The following is a 23,899-nucleotide window of genomic DNA, read 5'->3' as shown; positions in this document are numbered from 1 at the left end:
TCCATATAATGAAACGCTCCATTATAAACCTTGCCTATCGCAAAGCTCTCGCGTGCTTTACGCGCCATCATTGGGCGCTCCCTCCCGCACCTCAATGGGATATCACTGACTTCGGGTTGGGTAATTTTGACCAGTGCGGACTCACTTTGGTAAATCTTGCCGCCGAACCCGAGTATTGCGAGAAACTCATGTACGCATGGCGCGGGCAGATGGCACCATGCCATACGCACGCAAAGAAAAAGGAGGATATCATCTGCCGCGTCGGCGAACTCGCTCTTGCCCTTCATGCGGTTCGTCCCCCTGCCGGCACGGATGCGCACACGCCGGGAGATGCGCCGCTCAGGCTTGCCATCAATGGTGTCCCTGTGTCCATTCCCGCCGGGCGGCTTCTTGTTCTTCCCGCCGGCCACCGTGTCACGCTCACACCGGGCATCTGGCATGCTTTTGGGCCTGTGAGCGCCGAATGTATCATCGGAGAGGTCAGCACTGCCAATGATGATGTGAATGACAACATATTCCTCGATCCCGCGATCGGTCGCTTCCCTGGTATTGAGGAGGACGAGTCTGCCGCTATTCACCTGCTCTCCGAGTCCGTCCGCTGAGGGCAGCTCGCGATCAAGATCCTCGAAGAACAACAATAATAATCCAACCTTTTCATAATACCATGACCTCAAAAGAACGCATGCTTCGGGCGCTGGCTTTGGAAAAACCCGACCGTCTGCCTGTGACTGTGCACCAGTGGCAGAAATATCACCTCGATACTGCCATGCGCGGGGCGGATGCCCTTGAGGCGTTCAAACAGACCGATCTCGATGCCTCCATACAATATGCGGAGCGGAGCTGCGACGACTGGAATCCCGCCATCGGGCGGCAGGTCGCGCAAAGTCCCGAGTGGAGGGAGGAGGTCGAGGTCGTGCGCACTGACCCCGACGACCGACTCTATCACCACACCATCCATACACCCGGCGGCACGCTTACCCAAAAGCGCGGCGGCAACCGCATGACCACCTGGACCACCGAGTATCTTATAAAAAAGCCGGAGGACCTCGAGTTGATCGACAAATACATGCCGGTCACCAAGCTCAACCATGCCGCCATATCAAAAGAATACGACCGGGTCGGCGACGCCGGCATCCTGCGCGGCCACGTCTGGGGTGGCCAGGCCGGTTGCTGGCAGCACGCCTGCTACCTGATGGAGGCCGAGGAATTGATCGTCGAGGCAATGGACAATCCGGATTGGGTGCACGCGCTGCTGCAATCGCTCATGCGCAAAAAACTTCGCTTCATCGAGGAGCAACTCAAGGGCGCGAAGTTTGACTTGATCGAGACCGGCGGCGGCGCTTCGAGCGACACGCTGATTTCCCCGAAACTGCACGAGGAATTTTGCCTGCCCTACGACAGGCAAATGCACGACGCACTGCGGGCCGTCGGACTGCGCAGCACCTACCACACTTGCGGCGGCATGATGTTTATCTTGGATTTGCTATTAAAAAACGGGGCCGATGCATCTGAGACGCTTTCGCCTCCGGGCGTGGGCGGCAACATCACCGGGCCGGAGAAAGTCCGGGCGGTGTTTGCCGGGAAGCGCGCCATGATCGGCGGCATGGACCAGTTCAACATGCTGGGCACCGGCACTCCCCAAAAAATCCGCGCGGAAACAAAAAGGCTGTTTGAGGGTTTTGGGAAAGACGGAGGTTATATATGTTCGGCCGCCGACCATTTTTTCGAGGCGCCGGTGGAAAACCTGAAAGCCTTTGCCGCCGCCGGGCGGGAATGCGTGTATTGAGACAGTCTCCGGTCTCGTGTCATTTATGAATATAGAAATCGCTCTTCAGTCTGCCCGGAATTTCCCCTGTCCTTCTCACTGGAAATTGAAATCACGCCGTCCGTTGAGAAAAAATCGGACCCTCGCCGAAGCGGGCGCGCAAGGCGGCAAAGCGTTTTTGATAGGTCGGCGCGATGTGGTTGCGCATGGCCTGCTCGGCCCATTCGGGATTTCCGCTTTCCAGCGCGTTGACCAAACCGAGATGATCGTGAGGTTCGATTTTCCAAAGCTGGGGCGCGATGTTGGCCAGCACCACGTCAACGAAGTGGTGGAATTCGAGCAATGCCTGCAAGCGGGGGCTGCGCGAAATCTGGATGACACGCTTGTGAAAGCCGACGTGGCATTGGAGAAACTCGCTCACGCCGTCCGGTTTGATCGGCTGGCTGAGCTGCATCGCAATTTCCCTCAGTTCATTGGCTTCCACCGCGGTGATGTGCGCCGTCGCCCGCCGTGCCGCCAGCGACTCAAGCACGCCGCGGATTTCGACCATCTCCTCGATTTCGGGAACGGTATAGACACGGCAAAAAACACCGAGTCCCTGCTGGCGCACCAGCAACCCTTCGTTTTCCAGCGCGCTGAATGCCTCCCGCAAGGGGGCGGTGGTCGTTTCCAGCCGCTTGGCGAGTTGGCGTTGGTCAAGGCGCGTGCCGGCGGCGATTTCTCCGCTCAGGATAAGATCCAGCAATTTTTGACGGACCCGGTCGGCAGTTACAGACAGATGGCTGTCGGTTGTTCCTGTTTTGCCATCCGAAACGGCAAAAGCGGTATTCAGCACAAATGAAGAGGAAGGATCGCCCATGGTGAAATAACAGCAGACGCAAGGAGAAATTACGTGTTACCCAGTCATGGAATGATGTGAATAGCGAACAAAATTCGAGAAAAATTAAAAAGAACTTGACGTGTTATAACATGGTAAGTTCACTGACATTGCACCCTGCCCATTCTCGTAATTTCCCCGTCCATCCCCAAAAAGCCAAGCCCCGGCCTTTTCATTTTATTTTATTATTCGATGAATTTTATGAGGTTACACAATCCATCTCCTCTGGAGCCCGTTGGAAGATCAAAACGTGCCTCAATCGCCAGGCGGACCTTCATAAAAGCATCCGGGCTGGTGGCCTTGGGGCGGATTCTGGGTCGGCGCGACGTTGCTGCATTTGCCGGAGATGAACCCGATGCACAACCACCGGCGGCTTTCGGAAAGCCAGACATATTTGTCATTTTCACCGACCAGTGGAGCACACGGGAAACCTCTCGCTGGGGCTCGCCCGTGCGCACGCCAAACCTGGATGCCGTCGCCCGCGAAGGCATGCGTTTTGGCTGCGCTTACTCCAGTTGTCCTATCAGCATGCCCGCGCGCACCGACCTGCTGACAGGTTTGTTCCCCCACAGCACCGGGCTTTGGGGCAACACCATCGAATGGGCGCCGATCGTCGCGCAGGCGCGCTTGTTTGCCGACATGAAGACCGCTGGCTACACCACCGCCCAAATCGGCAAGACTCACTGGCTTTCGGGTAACATGTGGAAACAACAGTCGCTTGCCAACCCGGACGCCTTTTACGCCGCGCTGAAACTCGACCACGTGGACAACATCCCCAGTCCGTTCTCCACCCCCGGCGCCCCGAAGTCCGACTATGCCCGCTATCTGAAAAGCATCGGCAAATGGGAGGCCGTCGCCTCCGACCTTGCTCACCGCCTGAGAAACGACAGCTACCTGCCCAAGGCATCCGCATGCACGCCCGAGGAGCACAACGAAATGTTCGTTGCCAACCGCACAATCGAGTTCCTGCAAAAGCAGCCTCTGGACAAACCGCTCTTTCTCGTCGCGAGTTGGTTCGGTCCCCACAACCCCCTCGATGCTCCCGAGCCCTATGCTTCGATGTATGACCCCGACTCGCTGGCGATGCCGCCCAATCTCAAATTCCCCATCAGCAGTGGCGGCTATAAATATGACGAACGGCAATGGCGCAAAATGCGGGCCAATTACCTCGGAAAAATCACCTATATCGACCACTGCGTGGGCAAGGTGTTTGACGCACTGAAAAAACGCGGCAACTGGGACAACACGCTCATCATCTTCATCTCCGATCACGGCGACATGATGGGCGCGCACGGCGCGATGGCAAAAGGCTCCTTTTACGAGGAATCGGTGGGCGTTCCCATGTGGGTGCGCCCGCCCAAAGGCGTCAAGGTCGCCGCGCCGGAATCCGGCGTCCCCGTGAGCTTGAACGATGTATATGCCACGGTGGTCGAGGCGGCGGGCGGAAAGGTGTCGCCGCAGCGCGTCACCCGCTCCCTCCTGCCCATCGTGCGCGGCGAGGTGACGGAGGACGACGGACGCACGGTTTTCTCGGAAATCTATTTCCGCAACAAACTTTCCTGCATGACGCGCAAGGGTGACTACAAGTGGTTTTATCAGCAGGGCAGGGAGCACCTCTTTAATCTCAAGCAGGATCCCTATGAATTAACCAACCTCATCGCCGCCCCGGCCCACGCCGCCTTGGCGCGCGAGATGAAGGAAAACTATCACGAATGGCTTTTCGCGACTCAGATCAATTACTCCGAGGGCTACAAGCCGATGGCGCTGCGCGCCAAGGAGGGCACCCTTTGACGCCACTGGGCCAAATCCCCGCGTCCCGCAAACCTGTCCGCCTGCTTCCTTCACCGACACACCTCTCCCGATACATCCCAAACCCGGCAAACCCGATATAAACATGAAAAAACGCATCCCCTTTCTCCTTCTGGGCATGGTGTCATCAAGCGCCCTGCTTCATGCCGCCCAGAATCCCCCCTGGCGCATGATTTATGACAACGACACCACCAACATTCTCAACTGCGTCAGCCCCTTTAACGAAGGCCGCTCCCAAAGCAAAAAAGACAACCAACTGACCGACGAGAAAATCCGCGCCAGCGTGCGCGAGGCCGTCGTCCCCGGGATGGACGCCCAGCTCATCCAACCTTGCACAAGCTGGGTGCCGTGGTGGCCCAGCAAGATTGTCCCCCTCGCCGAGCACGAGCAATGGTTTCGCGAGCGCTACGGCACCGAGCCCGACCTCGCCGAGCACCGCTACCTCCTCGCCGGCGGCGACATCGTCGGCGTCTTCATCGACGAATGCCATAAAAACAACGTCGCCGCCCTCGTCTCCTTCCGCTGCAACGACGGCCATCATCAGGAGCGTTCCTGGGATGAAAAAGTCCCCGGCGGCGTCGCCCACTGCATCAACCGTTTCTATGTGGAGCACCCGCAATATCGCATCGCGCCCCTTCCCTCGCGCGCGATAAAAGACCGTGTGCACAACTGGCTCGTCCCCGAAGCGCGCGCCCACAAGGAGCGTCTGCTCGCCGAGGTGATCGAAGTCTATCCCACCCTTGACGGCATCGAGTTGGATTTCCTGCGTCACCCTTATTATTTTCCGGATGACACGCCGATGGCCGCCCGTGTGGAGGTGATGTGCGATTTTATCCGCAAGGCGCGTGCGCGCTTGGACGAGGTGGCTGCGAAAACCAGTGGCAAACATCGTTATCTCGGCGTGCGCGTGCCCGTCAATGAGGCCGAGTGGCGGGATGTCGGCTTGGAACCGTCCGCGTGGCGCAAGGCGGGAGTGGATTATTTCAATATAAGCCCTTCCTATAACATGACGCAGCAAACCGGTGTCGCCGCGCTGCGCAAGGACGCGCCCGATGCCAAAATATATCTGGAGCTCACACACACCACGCAGACATGGAAATTCGGCGCCTCGGGTTATGACGGCCACTGCTGGAGACGCAGCACCAGGGAAATGTTTATAAACACTGCCCGCCAGGCCTATGCCCGGGGAGCAGACGGGGTGAGTTTTTTCAACTTTGTTTATTACCGCAATCACGGCGCGCCGCCCAAGGAGCGGGGCCCGTTCGACGAACCGCCCTTCGATTATCTGCCCGCGTTGACGGACAAGGACAAAATTTCGCGGGCCGACGGCTATTTCTATCTGAAAGCCGAGCACGAGCTCTTCCCCAAGCCCGGCTACAAGCGCGAATATAAAATGAACATCGTCCCCGCCGCCGGCAACGGCGCGGCCACCCTGCGCATCCAGATGCTCACCGACCGGGAATCCAGGAGCAGCGAGCTGGACAAACCCGACACGCCCGACCGCGGCGCGTGGGCCGTCACGCTTAACGGCAAGCCTCTCGCCGCCGCCAAGTCCCTCGCCACCGCCTATCCGTTTCCCACGCCCTTCAAGGCCGGCTTTGGCCACCCGCAGCAATACCTTTCCTTTGCCATTCCCGCCGGATTGCTGAAGGACGGCGACAACATCATCACAATCGACAGCGAAAAAGCCCCGCCCCTGCGTCTCCGCTGGATTGAAATTCTCCAACCGGCAACCCCCGGCGCCAGATAATACCCCGCCCCGCCATGAAGTCATCCCGCCACCCCGCCGTCTGCCTTGCCGCCGTCCTCGTCGCCGCGTGCATCGTCTCCATCGAAGCCGCCCCGCGCTCGGGGCCGGGCTGGCGGATGATATTCAACAACGACGCCACCAATATACTCAACTGCGTCAGCTCCTACAACCCGAACGGTGACAGAAACACCGACGGCCTCACCGACGCCAAGATCCGCGCGAGCGTGGCCGAGGCCGCCGTCGCCGGCGTGGACGCCCAGCTCATCCAGCCCGGCATGGGCTGGGTGCCCTGGTGGAAAAGCGAAATTGCGCCGTTGGAGGCGCAGGAGGCGTGGTTCCGCGAACACTACGGCCTCGAACCCGCCAACGCCTACCACAAATACCTCCTCGCCGGCGGCGACATGATCGGCGTCTTTATAGACGAGTGCAAAAAACATCGTGTCGCCGCCCTCGCTTCCTTCCGCCTGAACGACGCCCACCACCTCGAATACGCCTATGCCACCTACGCCGAGGGCTTGCGCGGCGCCATGGTCCAGTCGCTGGCGAAATTCTACGTCGAGCACCCGGAGTATCGCCTTAATCCCGACATCCGCGACGTCGCCGGCTCCACCAATAACAATGTCAAATTGCACAACTGGCTCATCCCCGAAGTCAGGCAATACAAGCTCGACCTCATCGCCGAAATGCTCGGGCGCTACGATTTCGACGGCCTCGAACTCGACTTCATGCGCTACCAAATCTATTTCCCGACCGCCTCCACCGACGAGGAGCGCGCGGAGCGCGTCGTCATCATGTCCGCCTTTATCGGCAAAGTCCGCGCCATCCTCGATGCCACCGCCAAGCCCGGCCAGCACAAATGGCTCGGCGCCCAGATGCCGGCCGACCAGGCAGAATGGAACGACGTCGGCTTCGACCCCGTCGAGTGGCGCCGGCAGGGCATCGAGTGGTTCAACATGAAACCCTCCGCCGCCCGCACCAGCCAGCAAACCGCCCTCGCCGCCCTCCGTGCCGCCGTCCCGGACGCCACCATTTATTATACGCTTTTCCAACAGTCCCAAGTCTGGAATTTCACCGGCGTCACCGGCTACGGCAACAGTTGCTTCCGCCGCACCACCAAGGAAATGCTGGAAAACACCTCCCGCATCGCCCTCGCGCGCGGCGCCGACGGCCTCTCCTTTTTCAACTTCGTCTATTACCGCAAGCACGGCAGCTTCTCCGAGCGCGTCGGCCCCTTCAACGAACCGCCCTTCGAGCTTATCCCCGGCCTCCTCGACCGCGCCGCCCTCGAACAACCGCCCGGCTACTTTTTCCTGGAGGTCGGGGGTCTGCTCTTCACCGACGGGGCGGGCGCTTCGAACAACTCGCGGGAGTTCCAGCTCGACATTCTTCCGCGCAAAAGAAACACCGCCGGCACCCTCCGCCTTCAGCTCATCACCAACGACGAATGGACCGGCGACGAAACCACCCCGCCATCGAACGTCTCGCGCGGCGAATGGCTCGTCACGCTTAACGGCGTCCAACTCGCCCCCGCCGTCCGGCTCGACGCGGCTTATCCCTTTGAGACCCCGATCAAGGCCGGCTTTGGGCACGCCTCGCAATACCTCTCCTGGAATGTGCCCGCCGGCCTCCTCCGCGACGGTGCCAACACTCTCTTCGTCCGCGCCCTCGATCTCCCTGACGGGCTTCCTTCCAACGGTCTCCGCCTCAAATGGGTCGAGATCACCCAGCCCCTCTCGCCCATCCTCGCCGCCATCCCCGAAATCGTCGCCGCTGGCGGCGAGGCCACCATCGCCGGCGACGACCTCACGGACGTTGCCCAAGTGTATTTCGCTGACGTGCCCGCCGCCGCCTTCCGCGTGGACTCGTCCGCGCAAATCACCGCCACCGCCCCGCCGTTTCTCGCCAGCGGCGGCAAAATCACCCTGCGCATGAAGGACGGCTCCGAACTGCGCAGCGACGCCGCCTTCGCCCTCGCCGTCCCTCCCGGCCTGCCCGCCGCGCCAGCCAATGCCAACGCCACCGCCGGCCAGTCTGCCTCTGTGGTGTTTACCGCCACCGCCCAGGGCAATCCCGCGCCGTCCTGCCAGTGGCAGGTGCTCAAGCCCGGCGGCGAATGGGAAAACGTCACTGACGATGCCATCCACACCGGCGCCGCCACCGCCGCCCTCGCCATCACCGGCGCCACCGCCGCCATGAACGGCTGGCAATACCGCTGCGTCGCCGACAACGGTTACGGCCAGCCCGCCATCAGCCCTCCCGCCACCCTCACCGTCGCCCCCGACGTTTTCCCGCAGCCCGCCGGCCTTGTGCTCGACACCTCGGGCAACCTCTACGTTGCCGACAATGCCCGCCACGCCATCCAGAAAATAGCCGCCGACCGCAAAACCATCACCACCCTTGCCGGCTCGCCCGGCGCGTCCGGCGCCGCCGATGGTCCCGCTGGCGCCGCTCGCTTCGATCACCCGCGTGGTCTCAAGATCAGCCCCGCCAGCGGAAAACTCCACATCGCCGACACCGGCAACAACACCATCCGTGCCGTCGCCGCCGACGGCGCGACGATCACGCTGGCCGCCTCCGCCGCGCCCCCGCTCAACCAGCCCGCTGCCGTGGCCGTTGATAATCTGGGCAACACTTACATCGCCGACACCGGCAACCACCTCATCCGCATGATCGCCGCCGGCTCGGGCTCTGTCGCCACCATCGCCGGCAACGGCGCTCCCGGCGCGCTCGACGCCAGCGGCACCGCCGCCACCTTCGACTCGCCCCGGGGCATCGCGGTGGACGCCGCCGGCTGGCTCTACGTGGCCGACACCGGCAACCACGCCATCCGCGTCATCGCCCCGGACACCCGCGAGGTCGCGACCATCGCCGGTGCCGCCGGCGAGGCGGGCTGCGTCGATGGCCCCGCCGCTGTCGCGCGCCTCCGCTCACCCGGCGCCCTCGTTGCGGACGGCCTTCTCCGCGGCGGCGCGGCGGACGGCAGCCTCTATATCGCCGACACCGGCAACCACCTCGTCCGCGAACTCCGCTCCGGCACCCTCCGCACCCTCGCCGGCCATCCTGGCGACGACACCGCGCCCGCCATCCCCGGCGTCCCCGGTTATCAGGACGGCACGGGCACCGCCGCATGGTTCAACGCCCCCGCCGACATCGCGCTCGACGCCGCCGGCGACCTTTACGTCGCCGACACCGGCAACGCCGCCATTCGCAAAATCACCCTCGCCAGCGGCACCGCCGAGGTTGTCACCCTCACCCTCGCCCCCGACGCCACCAACACCCCCGGCAACAACGGCACGCCCGGAGCGGGCGGCGGGGATGAAGGAAAAAGCGGCGGCGGCGCCCCCTCGGCCTACCTTTACTACGCCATCGGCGCCCTCGCCGCCTTCCGCCTCCGTCGTGGCATCTCCCCGTTCGCCGGAAACGATGCAGGCGGCGGTGGGCCGTCTTCCAAAAGAAACGCGCACAAATCGCCCGCGCGCCGTCCCCGTTCAAACACTGCCAGCCCCAAACACCAGCCATCATGAAACGAGCCATGCCCACCCTTGCCCCTTTGCAAATCCCTGCCCCGCGCGTGAGTGCCGTCCTCGCCTCGCTGGCCGCCTGCCTCCTTGCCCTCGCCTTCCCGTTGCGCGCGCAAACCGTCATCCCCGTCACCAGCGACACCACCGTCACCATTGCCGGCACCGGGGATCGCGTCGCCCTCGGCGCCGGCGTCACCCGCGAATACCAAATCGCCGACGGTGTCACGCTCACCTTCACCGGCACCCAAAGCGGTCTCGGCGGGGTCTTCGACATCAACAACGCCGCCGGTGCCCTCGTCATCGGCCCGGCCACGCCCGGCGGCACCGGCGGCGCCATCTTCACCGCCACCACCTCTGGTGAGGCCGGCGCGTTCCGGAACACCGGCACCGTCTCCCTCACCAACGTCACCTTCATCAACAATCGCAGCCTCACCACCAGCAACAACGCCGGCGGCGGTGCCATCCGCGCCGACAACACCGCCCTCACCACTCTCACCAACGTCAGCTTCATCGACAACTCCGCCCAGGTCTCCGGCGGCGCCATCCGCCTCGGCGGCACCCTCTCCATGACCGGCGGCACCCTCTCCGGCAACTACGCCGCCACCGGCTTCGGCGGTGCCATCTATATAAACCAAACCGTCAACCAGGCCACCTTCACCGACGTTACCTTCGCCTCCAACCGCGCCTCCCAGCGCGCCGGCGCCATCTACATCAACCAGGCGGGCACCACCACCCTCAACAACGTCACCTTCACCGACAACTGGGCCGGGGCCAACGGCGGCGCCATCATGAGCGGCCACGCTTCCGCCGTCGTCGAAATCAACATGACCAAGGACGGCGCCCGCGACCACTATGCCTTCACCGGCAACCTCGCAGGCAACGCCAACGCCTCCGCCGCCGACATCGCCGATAACACAGCCCCCGCCGCCGTCGCCATAAACGGCGGCTTCTACAACGCCACCGCCAACGGCGCCACCCTCATCCTCAACATCGCCGACGCCGTCACCCTTGTCATCGGCGACCCTTCCGCGCCCGACGCCGACACCCTCAAGGGCGGCGGCGGCGCCCTCTACAAAAAGCAAGGGGCCGGCACCCTCGTCCTCCACGGCAACAGCACCGGCGCCGGCGGCACCCTCGCCATTACCGCCGGCAAAGTCCTCCTCGGCAACAACGCCGCCTCTTGGGGCACCGACGCCAATGCCCGCGTCCTCGTCGAAAACGCCACCTTCGGCGGCCTGGGCAAAATCACCGCCTCCTCCTCCATCGCCGCCGGGGGCGTGCTCCAAGTCGGTCTCGACGGCGCCACCTCCTCCGGCACGCTCACCGCCAGCGGCACCCTCTTTTTCGACAACAACTCCCGCCTCGACCTCGACCTCTTTGCCGGCAACTCCGCCGACCTCCTCTCCGCCGCCGCGCTCAACCAGACCGGCACCGTCACCATCAACCTTGGCGCCACCCAAACCGGCAGCAACTTCACCCTCGCCACTTGGACCGGCGGCAGCGGCCTGAACCTCGCCGACCTCCGTCTCACCTTCAACGGCGAGGACTCCTCCGCCCGTCACAGTGCCACCGCCGCCGACCTCGCGCTCTCCGGCAACTCGCTTCTCCTCCAAAGCAACACCACCTTCGGCCTTGCGTTGCGCTGGACCGGCCTCGACGACGGCATCTGGGCCGACCGCGCCGCAAATTGGAGCGACGGCGCGGCCCCCGGCTCAGAGGCGACGCATTTTCTCACCGGCGACAGCGTGACCTTCGGCGACGCCGCCGCGCCGGACAAACGTGTCGTCACCATCGCCGCCGCCGGCGCCACCGCCTCCGAGATGAACGTCACCGCCACCAGCGGCGCTTACATTTTCACCGGCTCGGGCGGCATTCTCGTCACCGCCACCAGCGCGCTCGCCGACACCAAAATCACCGCCACCGGCACCAGCGGCAAACTCATCAAGACCGGCGCGGGCGCGCTCGCCTTTGAAAACACCGGCGCGAACCTCTTTGAAAACGGCGTCGAAATCCAGGGCGGCGTGCTCGCCTACACCGCCGCCGCGCAACTCGGCCTCGGTGCCGGCCGGGCCATCGAGTTCACCGCCACCGGCACGCTGCGCGCCGCTGCCGGCGGCGCTGTTTCCGGCACACTCGCCGCGCCCATTCACATCGCCGCAGGCAAAACCGCGGCATTCGACACGCTGGCGTTCGACACCGCCTACGCCGGCACGCTCACCGGTGCGGACGCCTCTGCCATTTTCGCCAAAATCGGCTCCGGCACGCTCACGCTGACCGGCGACTCTTCGGCCTTCACCGGCACGACGCGCGCGGACGCCGGCACGCTTCTGCTCGCCACCGCCGCCCGTCTCGGCGGGGTGGCGCTGGTGAAAAACGGCGCGACCTTCGGCGGCTCCGGATCGGCGGCGGCCGTCACCGTCGAGTCCGGCGGCATTCTCCGTCCCGGAGCCGCCGATGCGGCGGGCACGCTCTCCGTCGGCACGCTCAACCTAGCCGCCGGCGGCATTGTCAGCATCAACCTTGTCAGCGGCACCACGACCGCCGCACAAAGCGTGAACTCCAGGCTGGAGGCCGGCACGCTCAACCTCCTCGCCGGTGGCGGCGACCTGTCGCTCTACACCATCAACCTCAGCAGTCTCCTGCCCGGCGTGTATGACATCGGCAGCGGCACCGCGCTGGCCGGCGCGCACGTCACCTACGGCGACAACTTTGAGCTGGGCGGACGCCAGCGCGTGCTGTTCGACACCGCCGCCGCAGCCGGCCGGCTTTACATCACCGTCGAGCAAAGCCGCAACGACATCATGCGCTGGACCGGCGCCGCCGGCACCGCTTGGGCCGGCGGCCTCGACTGGCTCGACCCGCTTGGCGCGCCCCTGGCTTTTGTTGACGGCGACGTCGCGGTTTTCAGTTCGACCGGCGCGGCTCCCGCCCCGCGCGCCGTCGAGGTCAACGCCGACGTCATCGCTTCCGACCTGCGGGTGAACGGCGCGGGTGACCTCCGCTTTTACGGCGCCGGCGGCATCATGACCGACGCCGCCATCGGCACGCTCAGCGGCAGCACGGGCGTTGACGGCAAACTCAAAAAAGACGGCGCAGGCACGCTCGCCTTTGAAAACACCGGCGGCAACCTTTTCAAGGGCGGCATCGAACTCTCCGGCGGAGTGATTGCGTTCAACGACGGCGCGCAGCTCGCCACCACCGGCACCGCCGGCATCACCTTCCTCGACTCCGCCACGCTGCGTCCGACCGCCAGCGGCACCATCGCGAACAAACTCGCCATCGCCGCCGGCAGAAGCGCGACGTTTGATGTCGTCGGGACGCAAAGCACGCTGGTCTGGTCCGGCACGTATGACGCCGCCTCTGCCGGCACGCTCGTGAAAACCGGCTCCGGCGTGTTCACGCTGACGGGCGCCAACACCAACGCCGCCGCCAGCGTCACTGTCGCTGCGGGCGGGATGTTTCTGGGCTCGCCCGACGCCGCGCTCGGCGGCGCGGTGACCGTCGGCGCCGGCGCGGTCTTTGGCGGTGCCGGCTCGGTCTCCGGCACGGTGACGGTTGCCAACGGCGCGACGCTCCAAGTCGGTTCGCCCGTCGGCGGTGCGATGGAAAAACTGACCCTCGCGGCGGTGGCGCTGGCGGACGGCTCGCGCCTCGCGGGCACCGGCACGCTGGCCGGCGCCGCGACAATCGGCGCCGCCGGCGGCTTGGTGACGGCGGACATTGGGGCCGGCGGGCGGCTGGCCGTCACTGCCACGCTCGACGGCACCGGCACACTAGCCAAATCCGGCGGCGGCGAACTGGTTTACGCCACTGCCGCCGCGCTCGGCCACGCCGCCACGCAAATCGACGACGGCGTGCTCATGCTGCGCGACATCGCCGCGCCCGCCGCCGTGTCGCATTCCTTTGTCCTGAACGGTGGCTGGCTCGATTTGTCCGAGACGGCGGGCTTCTCCGGCACCGACCCCGCCGGCGCCAACGACTGGACCGGCTTGCGCTTGTCCGGCGACACCGGACGGGTCATCGGGGCGAATGACCAGATCGCGCTCGCCACGCCCGGCGTGTTCGGTTTCCAGATCGGCGGCACCACGACCGCGACGCAGGGCGTTTACGTCGTCGTTGACACCGGCTCGGGCACGGTGGCGCTGACGGGCTCCAATTCCTACGCCGGCCTCACGCGGCTGCGCAGCGGCGTGTTGCAAGTGGCCGCGGACGCGAGCCTGGGCGACACCGCGCTGCGCCGCGCCGTAGTGTTCGAGGGCGGCGCGCTTTATGTGGACGGCGATTTCACCACCCAGCGTGCGCTGGAGTTTGCCGCTGCCGGCGGCACCGTCGAAGTCGCCGCCGGCAGGACGACCGCGTGGGCGGGCACGCTGGGCGACGGCGCGCTGGCCAAGGCTGGCGCGGGCACGCTCGTGATTTCCGGCACGCTGGCCAACGCGGGCGGAGTGACCGTCGCCGGCGGTGTGCTGCGTGGCACGCCCGCCGGTCTCGCGGGTGTCATCCAAAACCAGTCTGTGGTGGAAATCGAGCAGCTCTCGGGCACCGCCGCCCTCGCCGGCACCATCACCGGCGCCACCGGCGTGGTGAGCAAGATTGGCTCCGGCACGCTGGTCCTTGGCAGCGGCGGCAGCCTCTCCGCCGGCACGCTTAACCTGCGCGAGGGAGGCCTCGTGTTGAACGGCGCCGTGCCGCTCGCCATCGGCCACACCTTCAACATCGCCGTGGGTTCGTCGTTCGCGGCCTCCGGCGCCTCGCAAATCACCGCGCCCCTGTTCGTGAACAACGGCGTGCTGCGCATCGGCAAGGCCGCCGACGGCGCCGACTTCGGGCGGATGGCCATTACCGGCGATTACAACGGCTACGGCGAAATCCGCCTGAACGTGCTGCTGAGTGAAAACCTCATCGTCAACGCCGACCGTCTCGCCATTTCCGGCAGCGCCACCGGCGAGACGCTGGTGTTCCTGAATATGGAAACAACCTCCGCCGCCGCTGGCGACACGCGGATCCAACTCATCGAGGCGGGCCAGGGCATGGACGGCGGCGCCGCGTTCCGGCTCGCCGAACGTTACACCAGCGGCGGCTACGACCTGATGCTTTCGCCCGACGGCTTCCTTTACATCAAGACCATCCCCGCCGAGCTGCCCGCCGTGCTCGGCATGGACGTGGCCCCGATCCTGATCGGCAAGACGTCGCTCGGCGCGCTCGCCAACCGCCTCGCGCTTGCGCGCTCCGGCGGCGCGTCGCATGGCGGTGCTCTGTGGGCCGGCGGCCTTTATGGCTACGACCGGCTCAAGTCGGGCGCTTACGACGGCGGCGATGCTTCCACTTACGGCGTGCAAACCGGCGCGGACAAACGCTGGTCCGGCGACACTTGGGCGCTGACCGCCGGCGTGTTCTACGATTACGCAAAATCGGACCTGCATTTCCTGGGGGACTCGGGTTCCGCCGAGACCACGGCCAACGGCGCGGGCGTTTATCTCTCGTATGATTTCCGCTCGTTCTATGTGGACGCGCTCTTCCGCGCCGCGCGCGAGGACTACACCGTCACGGTGCCGGGCGCCGCGTCCTTCGATACCGAAGGCGAAAGCCGCGGCGGCGCGCTGGAGCTTGGTTATATGATAAAAACCCGGAGCGGTGAAAAAATTGTCCCCTACGCCAGAGTCGGCTGGCTGACGCATGACATTGACGCGACGACGGACTCCTTCGACCGCGTCTACCGGATCGACGGCGCCGAGTCGCTCGAGTGCCGCGCCGGAGTGCGCATGTGGAACCAGTTTGCGTGGGGGGCAAAAACGCGGCTGGTCCCGCGTCTCGGCATCGCGCTTGCCCGCGAGCTCGAGGGCGGCACCGAGGTGACCGTGGACGCGACCCGGTTCGCGGACACCGAGTTCGAGGAGACCGCCACGCGGAAATTCCGCGACAACCGCACCAAGGGCACGGGTGTGCTGCTCGAGGGCGGCGCGGCTTTGGAAATGGGCCGGCACTGGGCGCTGTCGCTCGACGCCTCGTTATACATGGCCGACAAAATGGAAAACTTCACCGTCAACCTCGGCCTCCGCCGCCTGTGGTAAGGCATGAATTAAAACGCCATCGACCCCCAGCCATTTCAAACCATGAAAAAAGCCATCCATTCCGGAACCCCGTCGGCATCCCGCCGCTCCCGCGCGTCCGTCTTCGCGCCGTCGCTGCTGGCCTCCCTCCTCGCGCTCGTATGGCCGGCGGATGCCCAGCCGGTTCTCATTGATCAGGACACCACCCTTTCCGACCGCCTGACCGTGGGCGGCTCCAGCTTCGAATACCGCGTCGCCGACGGCGCCACGCTCACCTTCCGCGGCGAGTCCAACGATCAGGGCGGCTCCTTCAACATCAACGCTGTCGCCGGCTCGCTGATCATCGGACCCTCCGGATCCACTGGCCGCACCGTGTTCACCTCCTTGTCCGCCAACAGCGGCGGTGCCATCTACAAGTCCGGCTTTCTCTCGCTCACCAATGTTGACTTCATCGGCAACCGCAGCACCCGCGCCTATGCCGCCGCCGCCGGTGGTGGCGCCATCCTTGTAAACAGCGGCACCGCCATCGTCACCGGCGGCACTTTCGCCGGCAACCGCGCCGTCTCGCGCGGCGGCGCCATCCTCATGCCATCCGCCGCCTCCCTTATCCTCAACAATGTCACCTTCACCGATAACTGGGCCGGCCACACCGGCGGCGGTGTCTCCCTCGGCAACGCCGGCAGCTACGTCGAAATCAACCTGACCGGCGACGGCGGCCGCGATTATTATTCCTACACCGGCAACACCGCCGGCAACATCGCCACCGCCGGAGGCGTCACCGCCGAGCAGGTCATCAACAACATCGCGCCCGTCTCCAACGCCAGCGTCGGCAATTTCTTCCACGTCGGCGCCGCCGGTGCCCGGCTCGTGTTTAACATCGCCGGCGGCATGACCCTCGCGCTCGGCGCGCCCGGCGCCGCCGACCGCCACGCCGACTCCCTCGGCGGCGCCAATGGATCCTTCATCACCAAAAACGGCGCCGGCGACCTCGTCCTCCACGGCGAAAACCGCGCCTTCCAGAGCACCTTTGCCATCAACGAGGGCCGCGTCCTCCTCGGCAACACCGCCGCCAACCTCGGCCACGCCAACGGACGGGTCACCGTCGCCGCCGGCGCCACCTTCGGCGGCCTCGGTGCCATCAATCTCTCCGCCACCATCGCCAGCGGCGCCACTCTCCAGGTCGGCCTCGACGACGCCACCGCCGCCGGCACCCTCAACGACAGCACCACCCTCGCCCTCGACAACGGCGCCCGCATCGCCCTCGACCTCTTCCCCGGCAACACCGCCGACCGCCTCGCCATCACCGGCACCGGGCAGATTGTCCAGACCGGCACCGTCACCCTCGCCCTCGGCCTCACCACCGCCGGCCAAAACTTCACCCTCGCCACTTGGACCGGTGCCGGCCTCGACCTCGCCCGCCTTGTCCTCGATGCCGACGGTGCGCGCAACAGCGCCACCACCGCCGACCTCGCCCTCTCCGGCAGCTCCCTCGTCCTCCTGAGCAACACCACCTACGGCCTCGCCCTCCACTGGACCGGCTCCGCCGACGGCGTCTGGCGCAACGGCGCCGCCGGCTGGAGCGATGGCGCGGCCCCCGGCGCGGAGGCCACGCATTTCCTCACCGGCGACAGCGTGACTTTCGGCGACGCCGCCGCCATGGACAAACGCGCCGTCCGCCTCGCCGGTGCCGGCGTCACCGTCTCCGAGATGAACGTCACCGCCGCCAGCGGCACCTATGCGTTTACCGGCTCGGGCGGCATCCGCGTCACCAGTGCGAGTGCGCTGGCTGAAAGCAAGATCACCGGCAGCGGCACCAGCGGAAAATTGATAAAAACCGGAGCCGGCGCGCTCGTGTTTGAAAACACCGGCGGAAATCTGTTCGGCGGCGGCATCCAGATCGGCGTCGCCGGCGGGGCGGGCGGCGTCATCCAATTCAACGACACCGACCAGCTTGGCGCGGCCAGCGGCACCATCTTGTTTGATGGCAGCGGCACCCTGCGCGCGGCCCCCGGCGCTGGCGGCACCCTCGCCGCGCGACTCGAAATCACCGCCGGTGCCACCGCCGGGATTGATGTCCAGGATGCCGCCGCGACCTTCCGCGCCGACTCCGTGATTGTCGGCACGGCAGCGGCGAATTTTATAAAAACCGGCTCCGGCGCGCTTGTGCTCGGTGCCGACAACCTCGCGTCGTTCACCGGCTCCACCGCGGTCGCGGCGGGCCGGCTGCTCCTCGACGTCCCGGCTAAGCTCGGCGGCTCCCTCCAAGTCGCCGGCGGTGCCGTGTTCGGTGGTGCCGGCGGGGCGGACGCCGTGAGTCTTGCCGACGGCGGCGGCCTGCAAATCGGGATGCCGGGCGCGCAAACCGCCGAGACGCTGGCCATGCGCAAGCTCACGCTGGCCGACAGCGCCGTGATGAACTTTAATATCATTTCCGGCGCCGCCGATCCGGCGGCGAGCGTGAACTCACGGCTCGTGGCGGACGAACTCGAAGTGCTCTCCGCCGGTGCCGGCGCCAGCCTGGTCATCGACGTGAGCCGCCTCATCGACGGCAACTACACCCTCGCCGAATTTGGCTCCGTCACCGGCGGCCTTGCCGCCCTCGCTGGCGGCGCTGTCGTGCGGGACAACGGGCGCGTGCTCAGCGACCGCGAGACCGGGACCGTGAGCGTGGCCGGCGGCACGTTGAGCCTGTACATGGAAAACGCACGGAGCGAGGTCATCACTTGGACGGGCGGCGGCGTCACTTGGAGCGCCGGCAAGCAGTGGGAGTCCGGCGCGGCCCCCATCTCGTTCGCCCGCGGCGACAGCGTGGTGTTCGACGGAACCGCCGACGCGGCCCATGTGAACGACCGCAACATCACCATTGACGCCACGATGGTCACCGTGGCCGAAATGCGCGTGACGGGCACCGCGAACTACCGTTTCAACGGTGGCGGCATCGAGATTGACGCCACCAGCCAGACCGGCACCGAGTTTACCCCTGCCGGCGGCGGTTTTATAAAAGAGGGCGCGGGCACGGTGGTGTTTGAGAACGCGGCCAACAGTTTCACGGACGGGATGCGCGTGATGGACGGCACGGTCTTGTTCGCCAACACCGCCAACATCTTCGCGGACGGCATCGACCTTCGCGGCGGCATCGTCGCCTTCGACCGCGCGGAGCAGATTGACACCAGCGGCACAGCCATCGTGTTCACCGCCGGCGGTGCGCTTCAGGCGATGGCCGACATCGCCGCCCTGCCCAACAAGATCGAGGCCTTGCCCGGCGCGACCGGCACGCTGAACACGCAGGCATTCTCCGTGAAGCACACCGGTGCGCTGTCCGCGCCCGGAGAAACCGCCGTGCTCGTCAAGACCGGCGCGGGCCGGCTCGTGCTCGCGGGTGACAGCGCCGCCTACGCCGGCACCGTGAGGGTGGGGGAGGGGGCGATCCTCCTCAACGGCGGCGTGTTGGGCGGAAAAATCAACGTTGAGGCTGGCGCGGTCTTTGGCGGTGTCGGCCACGCGCCGAACGTCGTTGAAATTCTCGCCGGCGGCTCCGTCCGTGCCGGCGGCATCACTGGCGACGGCACCGAGCATCTGCGGATTGGAAATGTGATTTTGAACAACGGTGCCGCCCTCGCCGGCAGCGGCACCCTCACGGTTGACACGGAAATCGCCACCAGTGCCACCGCCGCGTTTAATATCACCAGCGGCGACCGGCTTGTTTTTTCCGGCAGCATCACCGGCACCGGCGTTTTGGAGAAACGCGGCAAGGGCATCTTCGTGCTCGGTGCCACCGCCGTCATCAGCGCCGACAGCATCATCATGAAAGAGGGCGAGTTGCACCTCTCCGGCGGCGTGCCCCTGCGCATCGCGCGTGCCCTCACCTTGGAAACCACTCTGGACGCCCTCTCGGACACCGCCGTGAAACTCCGCGCGCCCGCCGACGCGACCATCGAATTGCTTCCCGGCGCGGTGCTGACCAACCGCGGCGCCATCTACGTCGGACGGGCCGCCGGCGCGACCGACTTCAAGACGCTGACCGTCAACGGCGCCTACCATGGTGACGGCGGCGCGGTGGTGCTGCGCATCGCAGGCAACGGAAGCACCGTCGCTGACAAGCTGCAATTGAACGGAACCGTGTCGGGCACGACTTGGCTAAAACTCGACTACGTTTCCGGGACGGCGGCACCGCCGCTGACCGCTGCGGAAATCCAGACCATCACGCTGGTCGATGGCGGCGATTTCGACTCCGGCGCGGTTTTCCAGACCGGCGACTCTGGCGCGATCAGGGTGGCGGACGATCCTTATCTGTGGGGCTATGTCAAGTCCGCCACCGAGCACGGCTGGCGGACGACGCTCGATCCGGTGGCCCCGGCGCTCACGGGGCTGGACACCACGGCCCTGCTGATGGGCAAGGCGTCAATGGACGCGCTGAGCCGGAGGATTTCCTCGGCGCGGGGTGTTGAAAAGACAAACGATTCGGGCGGCATCTGGGTGAACGCACTTTATCGCTATGACAAAATAGACACCGGATTGTATCAAGGCGCGCGCGGCCATATAAAAGGCATGCAGGCCGGCGGCGAGTGGCGGGGCCACGGAGACACGGCGGGCGCGGCGGTCGGCGTGTTTGTTGATTATATTAACGCAAACATGGACCAGGCTGGCGGCGCGTCCGAAGCAGACACGGAGTCGGACGGCCTTGGCTTGTATGCCAGCGTCACCGCCGGCAACTGGTATGCCGACGCGGTTTTCCGCCGTTCGCGCGAGGATTATCAGGTGCTGGTGCCGGGCGCGGCGGAGTTTTCCACCACCGGCCACAGCCGCGCCGTGTCGGCGGAGCTCGGGTATTTGATTGCCGGGCGGGAGAACGTCGTGCCCTTTGTCCAGACGGTCTGGCAGGATCATGATATTGAGGATGCGTCGGATTCGTTTGGCCGGGCCTACCGGATAAGCGGCGCCAACTCGTTAGAAGTGCGCGCAGGCGCCCGCACGGTGCACGAGTTTTCCTTTTGGAAAAACTGCCGGGGTTTCCTTTACGCCCAGGCCGCCGTTCTTTACGAGTGCAAGGGGAAGAGCCGGGTGCGCGTGGGGGATTATGTGTTCGACAGCGACCTCGCCGGTGTCGGCGGAATGGTGGATCTGGGCATGTCATTGCAGTTCGGAAAGCATATGCACATCGGTCTGTCCGGGGCGGCCGAGCTTTGTGAACAACGCAAAGGATACACGGCAAATCTCACCATCGGTTACACCTGGTAAAACGCATCCTGATTTATCGGCATTATCATAAAAATCATATTCATGAAAAAGCGAAATTTTCACATCCGTTGTGACATGGAGGGCGTTGCCGGCATCGTCGGTATGCCACAGGTGACCCCTGGCGCGTCGGAGTACGCGCAGGGCCGGGAGTGGTTCATGCAGGAGCTGCTCGCGCTGGTGGAGGGTCTGCTGGAGGGCGGGGCGGGGGAGGTGTCAATTTACGACGAGCATTGGTTCGGGCGGAACATAGACGTCGCGCGCCTGCCGCGCGGCGTGCGCGCGTTCTGCGGAAAACCGCCCTATCGCGCGGACTGGGCCGGCGGGCTTGGCGCCGCTTGCGACGGGTTGATTTTGCAGGGTTTTCACTCCATGGAGGGCGCGGGACACCTGCTCAGCCACACTTACGAGCCGGACTTCAAGGCGATTTATATAAATGGAAACCTGGTCGGGGAAATCGGCATGGAAACGGCCATCGCGGGCGATTTCGGCGTGCCGTTGGTGCTGGTGGCCGCTGATTCGGCCGGCACGGAGGAAGCCAGGGGGCTCGTCCCCGGCGTTGTCACCGTGGAGACCAAGATTTCCCGGGCTCCGTTTGGCGGGGAGTGCTTCGCGCTGGCGGATGTCCTCGGGCGGCTCCGCGCCGCCGCCGTCGCGCTTGCCAGGCAGCCGCCCGCCACCGCGCCGTGGAAACTAGGCCCGGTCGGATTGGTCTGCGCGTTCAAGCCCGGCGCCTATCTCGATGAGCTCCGACGACAGGCGGGTGGTTTGTTCATATCCGATGATTCAATCCGCATCGACGCGTCTTCTGTGACCGCTGCATGGGCGGACTACTGGCAGCTCAAGCTCAGGGTGCAGGCAAAACTATAATCTTCAAAATATATATTTTATGTTCAACGGATCTGAATTGCGCCTGCGCAAGGCGCTTGATGAAAAAGAACCTATCATTGGTTCCTGGATACAGACCTCGTCCCCCACCTGTGCCGAAATACTGGCAAATGCGGGTTTCGCGTGGCTTGGCATAGATTGCGAGCACACATCGGTCGGCATTCAGGGGGTGGAGAGTATCGCGCGGGCCATCCATGGACGCGACACCGCCTTGCTTGTGCGCGTAAGCAGGGCCGATACCATCGAAATCCGCCAGTGCCTTGATGTGGGGGCGGCGGGAGTGATCGTGCCCATGGTGGAGACCGCCGCCCAGGCCCGCACCGCCGTGGCGGCCGCCAAGTATCCGCCGGACGGCGTGCGCGGCTACTGCTTCGGACGCATGAATGACTGGGGATCGAGTTTTGATGAATATGCCACGACAGCCAACAAAAGCGTGGTCGTCATCGCGATGATCGAAACCAAGGCGGGAGTGGACAATATCGAGGAGATACTCGCCGTTCAGGGTATCGACGGCATTTTTATCGGACCTTACGATATGAGCGGCTCCTACGGTGTTCCGGGCCAGACCCAGCATCCCTATCTGAAAAAAGCCTATGCGTCGCTGGTCGACGCCTGCCGCCGCCACGGGAAGGTCGCCGGGCAGCACATCGTCAACTCGACCCGTGAGAAATTGAACGAGGCCGTGGCGCTCGGCTATACTTTCATCTGTCTGGATGCTGACATCATTTTGATAAACCAGTCGGCCCGGACCGCCATGGAAACGGCAAGAAAATCATTCACCCTCAAATAAGAGCAATCAATAAGTTTTAATCCGATAATATACGCGAATAAACAAAGGCCATCGGCGCCCATTCGCGGTTAGAAACAAAATTATAAAAATGCAAGAATCACTCGCCCGTTATGCCCGTCTCGGGGTTGTCTATCACATGCTGTATTCGCGCTGCATGTCCGACCCAGATTATCATGTCGCCACGCTGGAAAAGTTTCTCCGGCGCACCGACATCGAAACCTTTGATTTCTGCCTGCCCTATGGCAGCGAGCGCCAGGCTCGTCTGGTCCCCTCCATCAAAGCCAGTGGCATGCAAAATATCGTTTATGCCACGCATCTTGTGCCATTGAGAAAGATATCTTTCGCTTCGGATTCCTATTTCGAGCAGGCGCAGATGCGCATGATCATCGCCGACATGGTGGAGCAGGCCGGCGCGTGCGGCTGCTCCGGTTTTATCTTCGCCTCGGGCGGCCCCGCTTACGCCAGGGGCGCGCAGGCCAACCATGACGCGTTTTATGATTTTTGCTGCTGGCTGTGCGAGGCGCTTGCGAAGCACAATATCGACGCACTGCTGGAGCCGTTCGACTACGATTTCGACAAGTCGTATTTATACGGACCGCTGGATAAAAACATCGAATTGGTCGAGCGTGTGGCGCGGAATTTTCCCAATATCGGCATTGAGCTCGATATCGCGCACCTTCCGCTCATGCGCGAGGAACTCGTCAGCTCGATCCGGCGTTCAGCCAAATGGCTGAAACGAGTGCATCTCGGCAACTGCGTCATGAAAGACACCGCCGATCCTTTCTACGGCGACCGGCACCCTCCGGTTGGTTATCCGGGAGGCGAGATCGATGTGCCGCAGTTGCAGATCGCCTTGCAGGCGCTTTTGGACACCGGGTTTCTGTCCACGAAAAAGCGCGGTGACGTGGTGCTGGAGCTTAATCCATTCCCCGGAAGATCAGAGGATGAGTCGGTCGTGGACAATTTCCAGCGTGTCAGTCTTGCCTGGCAGGCGGTCAGATCCTCCCCAATTGCATAGACATTAATATCATAATCCTCAACGCCCCAAAAAATGAATACCGAGATACCTATCAATCGTCCTCTCCTGTCTGCCCTGTTGATCGCCGGCATTCTCACCCCCTGCTGGTTATGGAGCCAGCAGGCGCCACAGGCGGCTGCCTCAGAGGCTGATGCGCAGGATCGCCCGCCTGCTCCCGCTTCCGGGGAGACGCGGG

11 protein-coding genes are annotated in these 23,899 nt (G+C 64.3%); 10 read left to right on the top strand and 1 reads right to left on the bottom strand.

The features are described 5' to 3' along the window. Positions 1–8: 8 nt before the first annotated feature. Together OH491_RS11780 and OH491_RS11775 are read left to right on the top strand one after the other, a co-directional pair. Positions 9–602 carry a D-lyxose/D-mannose family sugar isomerase gene (locus OH491_RS11780; protein ID WP_068771233.1) on the top strand — a complete coding sequence of 198 codons (594 nt, stop codon included), beginning with the start codon at positions 9–11 and terminating at the stop codon, positions 600–602. A gap of 62 nt (positions 603–664) precedes the next feature. Further along, entirely contained in the window at positions 665–1,786 is a 1,122-nt protein-coding gene (locus tag OH491_RS11775) for a uroporphyrinogen decarboxylase family protein (RefSeq protein ID WP_068771234.1), read from the top strand. Between the two features lie 91 nt (positions 1,787–1,877). On the opposite strand, the gene OH491_RS11770 is transcribed toward OH491_RS11775, so the two are convergent. Further along, the gene (locus OH491_RS11770) at positions 1,878–2,600 is read right to left on the bottom strand and encodes a GntR family transcriptional regulator (RefSeq protein WP_334319442.1); all 723 of its coding nucleotides are present in this window, start codon (positions 2,598–2,600) and stop codon (positions 1,878–1,880) included. A gap of 234 nt (positions 2,601–2,834) precedes the next feature. Here OH491_RS11770 and OH491_RS11765 point away from each other — a divergent pair, with 234 nt between their 5' ends. The 8 genes from OH491_RS11765 to OH491_RS11730 all read left to right on the top strand — a co-directional run bounded on the left by OH491_RS11765 (position 2,835) and on the right by OH491_RS11730 (position 23,703). Beyond that, positions 2,835–4,433 (top strand): sulfatase-like hydrolase/transferase, encoded by a 1,599-nt coding sequence (locus tag OH491_RS11765; RefSeq protein WP_084442347.1) that lies wholly within the window; start codon positions 2,835–2,837, stop codon positions 4,431–4,433. A 103-nt stretch (positions 4,434–4,536) separates the two neighbouring features. Next, positions 4,537–6,201 carry a hypothetical protein gene (locus OH491_RS11760; protein WP_068771237.1) on the top strand — a complete coding sequence of 555 codons (1,665 nt, stop codon included), beginning with the start codon at positions 4,537–4,539 and terminating at the stop codon, positions 6,199–6,201. Between the two features lie 14 nt (positions 6,202–6,215). Further along, positions 6,216–9,725 (top strand): hypothetical protein, encoded by a 3,510-nt coding sequence (locus OH491_RS11755; protein ID WP_342751031.1) that lies wholly within the window; start codon positions 6,216–6,218, stop codon positions 9,723–9,725. Between the two features lie 8 nt (positions 9,726–9,733). After that, a complete protein-coding gene (locus OH491_RS11750; protein WP_148663224.1) occupies positions 9,734–15,793 on the top strand; it encodes an autotransporter outer membrane beta-barrel domain-containing protein in 6,060 nt (2,019 codons plus the stop codon). A 42-nt stretch (positions 15,794–15,835) separates the two neighbouring features. Continuing rightward, positions 15,836–21,010: an autotransporter outer membrane beta-barrel domain-containing protein gene (locus tag OH491_RS11745; RefSeq protein WP_342751030.1), complete on the top strand. Its 5,175-nt coding sequence runs from the start codon at positions 15,836–15,838 to the stop codon at positions 21,008–21,010. 42 nt (positions 21,011–21,052) lie between these two features. Then, the gene (locus tag OH491_RS11740) at positions 21,053–21,877 is read left to right on the top strand and encodes a M55 family metallopeptidase (RefSeq protein ID WP_084442349.1); all 825 of its coding nucleotides are present in this window, start codon (positions 21,053–21,055) and stop codon (positions 21,875–21,877) included. A 19-nt stretch (positions 21,878–21,896) separates the two neighbouring features. Next, on the top strand, positions 21,897–22,685 hold the full coding sequence (locus tag OH491_RS11735; RefSeq protein WP_068771241.1) for an HpcH/HpaI aldolase family protein: 789 nt from the start codon (positions 21,897–21,899) through the stop codon (positions 22,683–22,685). 88 nt (positions 22,686–22,773) lie between these two features. Next, complete coding sequence (locus OH491_RS11730; protein WP_068771242.1) at positions 22,774–23,703, top strand: sugar phosphate isomerase/epimerase family protein; 930 nt, start codon at positions 22,774–22,776, stop codon at positions 23,701–23,703. Positions 23,704–23,899 lie beyond the last annotated feature (196 nt).

The sequence above is a fragment of the Termitidicoccus mucosus genome (genome assembly GCF_038725785.1).
Lineage (GTDB): Bacteria > Verrucomicrobiota > Verrucomicrobiia > Opitutales > Opitutaceae > Termitidicoccus > Termitidicoccus mucosus.
The sequence above is the reverse complement of the archived record's forward strand: the minus strand, read 5'-3'. Positions and strand labels throughout refer to the sequence as shown.

Bases quoted from the DNA above. Each gene is read 5' to 3' on its own strand.
- OH491_RS11780 (WP_068771233.1), top strand. From the start codon at position 9: ATGAAACGCTCCATTATAAACCTTGCCTATCGCAAAGCTCTCGCGTGC.
- OH491_RS11775 (WP_068771234.1), top strand. From the start codon at position 665: ATGACCTCAAAAGAACGCATGCTTCGGGCGCTGGCTTTGGAAAAACCC.
- OH491_RS11765 (WP_084442347.1), top strand. From the start codon at position 2,835: ATGAATTTTATGAGGTTACACAATCCATCTCCTCTGGAGCCCGTTGGA.
- OH491_RS11760 (WP_068771237.1), top strand. From the start codon at position 4,537: ATGAAAAAACGCATCCCCTTTCTCCTTCTGGGCATGGTGTCATCAAGC.
- OH491_RS11755 (WP_342751031.1), top strand. From the start codon at position 6,216: ATGAAGTCATCCCGCCACCCCGCCGTCTGCCTTGCCGCCGTCCTCGTC.
- OH491_RS11750 (WP_148663224.1), top strand. From the start codon at position 9,734: ATGCCCACCCTTGCCCCTTTGCAAATCCCTGCCCCGCGCGTGAGTGCC.
- OH491_RS11745 (WP_342751030.1), top strand. From the start codon at position 15,836: ATGAAAAAAGCCATCCATTCCGGAACCCCGTCGGCATCCCGCCGCTCC.
- OH491_RS11740 (WP_084442349.1), top strand. From the start codon at position 21,053: ATGAAAAAGCGAAATTTTCACATCCGTTGTGACATGGAGGGCGTTGCC.
- OH491_RS11735 (WP_068771241.1), top strand. From the start codon at position 21,897: ATGTTCAACGGATCTGAATTGCGCCTGCGCAAGGCGCTTGATGAAAAA.
- OH491_RS11730 (WP_068771242.1), top strand. From the start codon at position 22,774: ATGCAAGAATCACTCGCCCGTTATGCCCGTCTCGGGGTTGTCTATCAC.